General features: G+C 68.2%; 1 protein-coding gene. It reads left to right on the top strand.

The window, feature by feature from the left end:
* Positions 1-56: 56 nt before the first annotated feature.
* A partial coding sequence (locus ACQG3P_RS24510; protein ID WP_426806501.1) for a GTP-binding protein occupies positions 57-233 on the top strand: 177 nt, incomplete at its 3' end.

Below are 233 nucleotides of genomic sequence, written 5' to 3'. Positions count from 1 at the left end.
CCCGTACCATGCAGCCCGTCATATCCCACATCCGGCGCCGCCCCCCCCCCTTACGCATGACCCTCGAACAACCTCGCCACCGCGCCATCGTCGCCCACGTCGACCACGGGAAGACCACCCTGGTGGACCCGCTGCTGAAGCAGTCCGGCACCCTCTCCGCGCGCTCCGGGCTCGCCGAGCGCGTGATGGACAGCAACGACCAGGAAAATGAGCGTGGCATCCCGATCCTGGCA

Origin of the sequence: Stenotrophomonas sp. SrG (genome assembly GCF_050031795.1) — a bacterium.
GTDB classification, from domain to species: domain Bacteria; phylum Pseudomonadota; class Gammaproteobacteria; order Xanthomonadales; family Xanthomonadaceae; genus Stenotrophomonas; species Stenotrophomonas rhizophila_A.
Note: the sequence above shows the minus strand (reverse complement) of the source record. Positions and strands in the feature narration are given on the sequence as shown.